This is a genomic window from Paramaledivibacter caminithermalis DSM 15212 (genome assembly GCF_900142245.1).
Lineage (GTDB): Bacteria > Bacillota > Clostridia > Peptostreptococcales > Caminicellaceae > Paramaledivibacter > Paramaledivibacter caminithermalis.
In genome coordinates, this window is sequence record NZ_FRAG01000128.1 from 1 (window position 1) to 2,241 (window position 2,241).

The 2,241-nt window shown below is 29.9% G+C and carries 3 protein-coding genes; all 3 read right to left on the minus strand.

Annotated features, from left to right (window positions below; all coding sequences use genetic code 11):
* Positions 1 to 675: 675 nt before the first annotated feature.
* Positions 676 to 1,065, minus strand: a complete 390-nt coding sequence (locus BUB36_RS18775) for a hypothetical protein (protein WP_131821377.1) — start codon at positions 1,063 to 1,065, stop codon at positions 676 to 678.
* A gap of 182 nt (positions 1,066 to 1,247) precedes the next feature.
* A complete protein-coding gene (locus BUB36_RS18780; RefSeq protein ID WP_073153839.1) occupies positions 1,248 to 1,610 on the minus strand; it encodes a hypothetical protein in 363 nt (120 codons plus the stop codon).
* Between the two features lie 275 nt (positions 1,611 to 1,885).
* Positions 1,886 to 2,241, minus strand: a 356-nt coding sequence (locus tag BUB36_RS18785; RefSeq protein WP_165613155.1) for an RNA-guided endonuclease TnpB family protein, incomplete at its 5' end; no start/stop codon positions are given.

Genomic DNA, 2,241 nt, shown 5'->3' on the forward strand with positions numbered 1-2,241 from the left:
AATGGATTGCAGGTTTTATCATACCGCCTGTAAAAAAAAGAAAGAGTTTACTGGGCCCTGTACCAGCGAATCTGTAACCAGGGGCAAAGTAGATATTAGATATGATACTACAATGTGAAATTGCCTAAAAATTATCTATTTATTAAGCAAAGTATCATTTCTGATTTTCTTCGTCTTTTATCCTTTGGACAATATTAGTTAGTATATCCATTTTAATTAAAAGCCTGATATAATCAGCCCTACTAGGGACAGTACCAGCATCTTCATTCTAAAATGCAAAGTAAAAGTGAAACGTACTTTAATACTACTTTTAGGAGTCTCGCCAACATATCCGACTTATCTATACTATCTATATTAGAATACAGTCTATTCAATAAGTTCATGTTGTTTTTGAAAACACTAAGGTTTTCACTATATAGTCAAGATAATCCTATAAAACTCACGCCAATACAATATATGGTAATGATATCTCAATTTTGTTCATGTTAAAGAATTAATTAGTTTGCAATTTATGACAGCTACCGTATCACTACTCCTTTTAATCTGAAATACTACTTTCTCTGGTTAATGGCTTGTCATTTTTGTGCAAAAAAAAATGTGCATAAAATATGTACATTTTAGGATTTAATTTAATTTTATTCTTTAAAAAAATTCGCGATTATTATTGTTGTCTGTTTAGTAAGTGAACCTAAAACCTGGTAGCATATTACTATTGGACTCTAATGGTGTTTCATCAGTCCAATAATACCTCGATCCTATTTCGTCAAAATCAACACCACGAATAAAGTTTAACTCACTTTCAAAATAATACTCACCTATGGCATGTCCTAAATGCGGTCTTCCTGTACATATGATAGTTTCTCCACATTCACATTTATACATACCTGCTGTTAACATCCAATAATATTTTTCGCTTGTGTCTGTATATACATTATTCCAAGGCTTTTGAAGTTCCATTTGGTGAATACCATGTACTGGGCAAGGAGCTATTTCTCTTGGCTCTATAACCATATCTGGTTCTTGAGCATACACAGAAATAGAAAATCCTAACACTAAAACAAACACTAAAAATAATCATAAAGTTCTTTTCATAAAATCTCATCCCCTTTGTTATTTTTTTGTATTTCATATATATTATACATCAAATCACATAAAATGTAAATAAGTTAATGGTAAAATATTACTACGATCAACAAAATTGTAAATAATGCGACGGTAAAATATTACTATATAAAGTTATATTGATATTAAAAAAATAGTTTAAAAACAAAATATACAATTAAATTAATTAATAAGCATATCAAATAAGGTAAATGCTTGTAATTTAATTTTAAATTGTTTCTATATTTTTTCTTATAACTATCAAACATTCTTTCTGAAGCTTCTCCGGCTAAATTTTGAACTTGTTGATTACCACCTACCATTCTCAGAGGACTGAATGTACCTAAATTAACAAGATTTTTAGATAATAATACAAAACTAATTAAACTCCATAAAAGAAACCAATCCATAAGGTAATCAATATTAAAGCTATTATGATTTAGCACAAAAAATGATAGAAATTCCAATACAAACAAAACTGATAATCTTAAACCTATAAGCTTAAACATAATCAACCTCCCATATTTATACTATAATTGTCTAACAGCAAATTATATAACAAATGGTGATGACTGCAATACATATTTACTATCATGGAGTAATTATTACATATTGTCGAAATGAGTGAACTACCTCGGGTACAAGACTCGAGGCTTCAAAGGTGACTCCGACATTTGATGTCCTCATTGTCCCTTTGTTAGCCTCATACGAGTTTACGTCTTGAGACAGCCTCACACGGATGGGCTAGATTCACAATAGCCCCCTGTAATTGACATATAGCCCACTACAGTACATTTGCAATATTTACACTGGTATTATAGTCTGCATTGGCTTCATAGCCACAAGCTTTGCATTTGAAAGTGCTTTGATTAGGTCTATTTCTTTTATCTATATGCTCACAAGCACTACACATTTGAGACGTATAGTTTGGTTTTACATATACTACTTCTAAGCCTTCTGCATTAGCTTTATATTCTATGAAAGTTTGTAGTTGGTAAAAATTCCAATTATGTAACCTTTTATTCATTTTCTTCGAGTATTTTATACGTTCTCTAATATTTTTTAATTCTTCTAAGTTTATAATTGCTTTTTCTTCTTTAGCTATATTTACTATTTCCTTTGAAATTTTGTGGTTTACAT

Bases quoted from the DNA above. Each gene is read 5' to 3' on its own strand.
- BUB36_RS18780 (WP_073153839.1), bottom strand. From the start codon at position 1,610: ATGTTTAAGCTTATAGGTTTAAGATTATCAGTTTTGTTTGTATTGGAA.